This window comes from Nocardia mexicana NBRC 108244 (assembly GCF_001613165.1).
In the GTDB taxonomy this organism is placed as follows: domain Bacteria; phylum Actinomycetota; class Actinomycetes; order Mycobacteriales; family Mycobacteriaceae; genus Nocardia; species Nocardia mexicana.
Genome location: NZ_BDBV01000057.1, coordinates 1 through 6,141, shown reverse-complemented (window position 1 = coordinate 6,141; position 6,141 = coordinate 1). Strand labels below are relative to the sequence as shown.

The following is a 6,141-nucleotide window of genomic DNA, read 5'->3' as shown; positions in this document are numbered from 1 at the left end:
TCTTCGCACAACACAATCCCGGACAGCCGGTATCCGAGAGCGCGCATACGCGGTGCCCTCGCGCTGAGGCCGGACGCAACGGTCGGCTGGGAACTCCAACAACTGCTGAACGAGCTCGATACCCCATCCGGCAACCACTACCCCACCCTCGCCGAAATCGACCGTCACCTGCCGCCGGGAATGAGCGCAGCGGACTACTGCGACGACTTCCACTGGTGGGCCACACGGCACCGTGACGGGCCGAGTGGTGTGCCACCGCCAGGAACGGTGAACCGAGACCTCCTATCGCACAGGCATTTCGGCGCCCCGGCGAACCGCCCTGGAGTCTTTGTTCGGCGAAGTTACGGTTAGCGGCAGAGTCTGTTGCTGCATCTGGCCGGACCGCGACCGGCGGCAGACGCTCGAACTCCCTGAATTGCTCATTCCCGGGAGATTGACAATCATGAATCGCAACCAGACGATGGAGATTCGCCCTCGCGGCCTCGGCGGCGGGCGCGCTGATGGCCAACGGTCAGGTCGCTCTCGCGGATTCTCCGCTGAAAGTGGTGACGGTGACACCGATCACTACCGCACGTCGGCGCCTGTGCCCAGCAGCGCGACCTGCGCCCGACACCCGACCGCAGCGCGGGCAACTCGACGAGACCGCCGAGGCGGTGCGGCGTTACGTGCGCGACTCCATCGGTGTCGCGGATGTGCGACTACCCGCGGTCGCGCATGCGCTCGGTTGGTCGCCCAGGCAATTGCGAGTCGCGCTGCAGCAGGCGGGCACCACCTATCGCGATGTGCGCCGGGAGGCAGCCCTGCGTGTCGCTCGTGACCTGCTGGAAAGCGCTGGTGCGCAGTCGATGTCGATCACAGAGATCGCCGCACGCACCGGATTCGCATAGACCTGGTTCTCCGCGGCGTTCAAGGCCCGATACGGGGAAGACACCGCGGGAGTTTCGACGGCGCCGCCTGACAGCGCTGTGCAGCGGCCGGGAAATGCGGTCCCTGGACGACGGTGAGGGTAGGCGGGCCGCGATCCTGAGCGCGGGGAAGTCGGCCCGAACCGATGTTCCCGGACCGCCGATCGCAGAACCCGAATCTCGTCGCAGATAGGCGACAGCGGAAACCGGCCGATCACCGTTGTCCCACTGACCGAGGAACGAGCGGAGAAACTGGCCCGTGAGGTGGCCGGTGTCGACGTGCCCGAAACGATGGCGCGTGCCGACGAGGATTCGTTCCGCGATATGGGTCCGGGCCGCGTTCCCACGACCGAAGATCGTGACTGGAGGCAGACCCTCGACCATCTGCTCGAGCAGGAACGACTGCTGCAGACGATGGAGCCGCTCCCCGACGACTTGACGGTCCGCACAGTCGCCGAACAGGAGCAGCTGTACCTCAGCATGCAGAGGATCAAGCAGAGGCAGGCTCACCCGATGCTGCGTGCGATGAGAATACCGCTCTCGCAACAGATCTGGGTGCCTGGAGATACGATCTGGGAGGCGGGCCTGAGCCACGGCAACCTGCTCTACCGCAACCTCTGGGCCAAGAACGGCGGGGGTGTACGACTGGACAACTGGAATCTCGCCGGCGTCCGGCACAGATCCTCGGCGAACTCGCGACGTGCCACCCGACTACCCACCGAACGACGACACCCTCGTGGGCGACCGCTACCCCACCCCGGCCACGATCGCGACCCACATGCCCGAGGCGCTGGACCCGGCCTCGCATTTCGACAAGCTTCACTGGCCGGGCCGTATCGTGCTGTCTCGCAGCTAGATTCCGAAGACGATGGAATTGCTCAACCACCATCCCGGCACCCTTTGGCCATGGGTCGCCGAGGTAGCTCCCCTGCCACACAGCCGAACCGGAGACTGAATCCCCAGCCTGGGTACGGTGTTGCCATGCCAGACAGTAGGCCATCGCGTGCGGGCCGCCCGCGCGATCCCGGGCTGGACGCCGCCCTGCTGACGGCGACGGCGCGGCTGATCGCCGAGCGGGGCTACAGCGCGGTCACTCTGCAGGCGGTCGCGGACGAGGCCTCGACCAGCCGTCCCGCGCTGTACCGCCGATTCTCCGACCGCGCCGAACTCGTGCTGTCGGTGCTCATCGAGCGGTTCGGCCTGCAGCCCGGCGCGGCGGACCTGGACGGCATCGAGGCCGAGATGCTGGCCATCCAGCGGCATCAGGTGGCGTTGTTCAACGACCCGGTGCTGCGCAACGCGATGCCGGGCCTGCTGGAGGAGCTGTCGCGGAGCCGGGATTTCGCTCGCCGTTTCCACGAGCGATTCCTCGAGCCGCGTCGGGTCTCGACGGCATCGATTCTGGATCGCGCGGTCGCACGCGGTGAGATCGCCGCGGGCACGGATCCGGAATGGATCTGCGACCTGATCACCGGGCCCATGCTGATGCGGGCACTGATACCGACGCTGGGGCCGATCGATGAATCCCTCGTGCAGTTGACCGTTCGCGCGGCGCTCGACGCGGTCGGCTATCGGCACAGCTAGGGCCGAGCCTGTGGTTGACGTCACATTTCATGCGGGCTAGCATTCATTACGTTCCAGTATGTAACGAAATCGGAGTGGCGATGCGGTCTGACGTGGAGTTCACCAGTGGCGGCGTGACCTTACGCGGATGGCTGTATCGCCCCGCGGAAGCCGGGGCACCGCTCGTGGTGATGACGCACGGCTTCGCCGGGGTCAAGGAGTGGGTGGCGCCGTTCGCCGAGGTGTTCACCGACGCCGGCCTGGCCTGCCTGGTCTACGACCATCCCGGCTTCGGGACCTCCGACGGCGAGCCCCGCTACGAGGTCGACCCGGCGGCTCAGATCGAGGGCTACCGGGATGCGATCACCTTCGCCCAGACCCTCGACGGTATCGACCGGAGCCGAATCGCGGTGTGGGGCACCAGTTTCGCCGGTGGGCACGTGCTGGTCGTCGCGGCGACCGATCGCCGGGTGCGCGCCGTGGTGTCCCAGGTTCCGCTGACGCACGGGTGGGCTACGTTCAGTCGGCTGGTGTCGCCCATCATGATTCCCGCGGTGCGGGACGCCATCGCGGCCGACCGTCTCGCTCGTGCAGTGGGGAAGCCGCACGAGACGATCAAGGCGGCGTCCGACGATCCCGCCGACATGGTCGCGATGCCCGGCATAGAGGTCTACGAGTGGCTGATGGCCAACGGGCCGCAGGTTCCGACCTGGCGGAACGAGGTCACCCTCTCCAGTATCGACAAGTTCCAGGCCTACGCGCCGGAGGCATTCCTCTCACGGGTGTCGCCGACACCGCTGCTGATGGTGGTCGCCGACCACGACACGCTGACCCCGACCGACCTCGCCCTCACCGGATATGCCGAAGCACTGGAACCGAAACAGCTCGAGCTCGTGCCCGGTGGCCATTTCTCGGTCTATGGCGAGCAGTTCGACCGAGCGTCGGGCGCGGCTCGCGACTTCCTGCTCACCCACCTGAAAGGTGCTGCGGCGGTGGGTAGTTCATGACCGTCATGGCGCTCGAGGTCGGGCGCGCGGAATTCGCGGCGAGCCGAATCGGCGCGGAGTCCGGATCGTGGGACATCCGGCGGGTGCCGGTACCCGTCGACGATGCCTGGACCACGTGCCGCGACCTCCTGCTCGATGTCGCCGGAGACGAGGAGGTCACCGCGGTCGTCATTGCCTGCCCGGGCCCGGTGCACCGGCCGAGCGGGATAATCGCGCCGGACGGAATACCACAGTGGCGCAACGGTTTCGGAATAGCCGAGGCGGTGCGGAGGCTGTTTCCCGTCGCCATCGTCCGGGTGGCGACCGATGGACTGTGCCTGACGCTGGCCGAACGTGGCGGCGGTAGCGGATGGGGGGACGCGATACTGGCCGGCGCCGGAACCCTCGCCCTGCTCATCGATGAGCGGAGGGACGACCGGTCCGCGCCCGACCGCAGGGGCGGCCCCGGCGCCAGGTACCTGCGCGAACCCGCCCGCCATTGGCCGACCGGTCGAGCGGTGTGCCGCCGTCAGGCGCGGTGAAGCGAGGCCATCACAACGCCGCCCCGCGCTGGCGCATCCACCGTGCGCCCGAAGGAGATTTACGTCCCTCATGGCCGCGCCGTGGGCGAAGAGACATCGCGACGCTGCTGCCCGGAATCCCCGGGGGCCGCGTGGTCGGCCGTTCCCAAGGGGGGCACCTGTTCGACGGGTTCCGGGGTCTGCGCTTCGGTCTCCCCGGCGTCAGACGTGTTCCCTTTGGGCTCATCACTTTTCGGCGCAACGGTCTTGCGTTCGACGGTCTCCGGAGCGACCACCCTGGGACCGCCGGTATCCGGCGCGATCACCTTGGGGACGCCGGTATCCGGCGCGATCACCTTGGGACCGGAGGGTTCCGCCGCACCCCGTTTGTGCTCGGCGGATTCCGGTGCGAACACCTTGGGCTCGGCAGTCTCCTCAGCCGCGGGCCGGGTGCCTTTCGACCAGGGAGTCGCCCCGGTTTTGTGCTTTGCGGCCGGAGCGGTCGCCCGGCGCGTGGGGCCGCGCCGCTCCTGTTTCGGGCCGCTCGTTCGTCCGGTGCGCTGCCACGGAGTGGACGGCTGCGATTGCCCGCGCGAAGGCTGTGCGGTCCCCTGCCCCCGGGGAGCGTTCTGCCCCCGGGGAGCGTCTTGCTGCTGTCCGGGGGACTGGGAGTTTGCTTCGGACAACGGACCCGAGCCCTGAGGAGCCGATGTCACCGGCATATTCGAAGCCGGATTACCTTGTTGTGCAAGGCTTTCCGAACCTATCGACGAACCGACCGGCGCCTGCTGCCCATTGGACCCGCCGCGTTCCGCTGCGCTTTCGCCCTCCGGAGAGGTAACGCTGGCTGCCGTCATCGGTGCAGGCGATGCCGCCGCACGGTCGGCGACGGGATCGCCCGTGCCGGGTCGGCCCCCGGATTGCGCTGCGGCCGGGTGGTTCTCCGAGGGAGCGTTCGGACGATCCGACTTCCCCGGCGCGTCCGATGTCGGTGCCGTCGCCATCGAACGGTCGGCCACGGGTCGGTCCGGGGATGCGCCTCCGTCGCCCAGACCGCCGGGCGACACCCGAGGTGCCGGGGCCTTGGCCGGTACCTCACCCGGTGTTGTGGCTCCACCCCGAGATCGACCGTCGTCCCCGGGCGTGCTCGAATGTGGTGGAGGCTGTCCGCCCGGGTCCGTGGCGCTTGGTTCTCCGTCGCCGCCGGGTCGGCTGAATTCCAGTGCCGCAACATTTTCCGCGAACCGCGTCGAGTGGTCGAGCATGTCGTCGGCGTACTTGTCGAGCAGGTCGGCGTAGCGCAGCACTGCGTCGGGATCGATGTGAAGCTGCTGCTGCGATGAAGGCGGCGCCCTGAGTTCGTCGGCCGGGTTATGGTAGGCGGCCCCGTTCATCATGCGCTCGACGGCATCCTCGAGCGGCTCGATAGCCTTATCGATCACCTCGGTGGCGATATACCCGAGCAGCATGTCCTGCATGGCGTCGAGGAGCCTGTTCGCAGCCGCGCGAACCGCCAACGTGAGCGCCGCCGACGCTCCGCCCGTCGCCATCGTGGCGGCCATCATCGAGGCGTAACTGGCAGCCAGCGCGGCGAGCGAGGCCAGCACGGCGACCTTCACCGCGTTGATCACCTCCGCCGCGATGTCCAGCACCCGCGCCACCGTCCGGCACGCTTGATCGAGTTGCGCCATATTGCCGGTGCTCATGCGCGCCCACGCCGCGACCAATTGCTCGTAGGAGTTGCCCGAATAGACCGAGCCCATATCCTGTACCGCTCCGGTCGCCGATTCGTGGGTGCTCGCGACATTCTCGGCGTAGGCCCGCACCTGCCGGGCGAGTTCGCGCACCTGATCCTCGTCGATGTCCGGATACGGGACACCTATGAAATTCAGGAACGCCGCCACTTCGTGCGGTATCTCGACACCCACGCCCGCAGTCCTAGAACCGGATCGATGGTCGTGTCGGGCCGATCACCGTGATCAGGGAACACGCGATACCGTGGCCGCGGCCTTCATGGGCCAATTCGCCGTAGGTATCACCGCCGCAGCCATCCGTCAGGCCTTTCCTGGGTCCGGTCCGAATCACAGCCTCCTACCAAGCGCCCGGGTCACTGGTCGTGGCAGCGTCTGTGCCGGAGCCGGAGCCGGGAGCACTGGTCGTCGCGGC

At 67.8% G+C, this 6,141-nt stretch carries 7 protein-coding genes; 6 read left to right on the top strand and 1 reads right to left on the bottom strand.

Features of this window, described 5'->3' with window-relative positions; genetic code table 11:
• Positions 1-551: 551 nt before the first annotated feature.
• The 5 genes from NM1_RS23565 (at position 552) to NM1_RS23550 (ending at position 3,996) form a co-directional block, all read left to right on the top strand.
• Positions 552-887 (top strand): helix-turn-helix domain-containing protein, encoded by a 336-nt coding sequence (locus NM1_RS23565; RefSeq protein ID WP_169814317.1) that lies wholly within the window; start codon positions 552-554, stop codon positions 885-887.
• Positions 888-1,605: 718 nt separating this feature from the next.
• A complete protein-coding gene (locus NM1_RS42460) occupies positions 1,606-1,761 on the top strand; it encodes a hypothetical protein (protein ID WP_157123993.1) in 156 nt (51 codons plus the stop codon).
• A gap of 125 nt (positions 1,762-1,886) precedes the next feature.
• Entirely contained in the window at positions 1,887-2,489 is a 603-nt protein-coding gene (locus NM1_RS42455) for a TetR/AcrR family transcriptional regulator (RefSeq protein WP_169814316.1), read from the top strand.
• 80 nt (positions 2,490-2,569) lie between these two features.
• Entirely contained in the window at positions 2,570-3,475 is a 906-nt protein-coding gene (locus NM1_RS23555) for an alpha/beta hydrolase (protein ID WP_068023867.1), read from the top strand.
• The gene (locus NM1_RS23550) at positions 3,472-3,996 is read left to right on the top strand and encodes an ROK family protein (protein ID WP_068023719.1); all 525 of its coding nucleotides are present in this window, start codon (positions 3,472-3,474) and stop codon (positions 3,994-3,996) included. The genes NM1_RS23555 and NM1_RS23550 overlap by 4 nt, the downstream gene beginning before the upstream one ends.
• 68 nt (positions 3,997-4,064) lie before the next feature.
• On the opposite strand, the gene NM1_RS23545 is transcribed toward NM1_RS23550, so the two are convergent.
• Entirely contained in the window at positions 4,065-5,801 is a 1,737-nt protein-coding gene (locus NM1_RS23545; RefSeq protein WP_444980092.1) for a hypothetical protein, read from the bottom strand.
• Between NM1_RS23545 and NM1_RS42450 the strand changes: the two genes are divergently transcribed.
• The gene (locus NM1_RS42450) at positions 5,766-5,954 is read left to right on the top strand and encodes a hypothetical protein (protein ID WP_147288878.1); all 189 of its coding nucleotides are present in this window, start codon (positions 5,766-5,768) and stop codon (positions 5,952-5,954) included. The genes NM1_RS23545 and NM1_RS42450 overlap by 36 nt on opposite strands.
• Positions 5,955-6,141 lie beyond the last annotated feature (187 nt).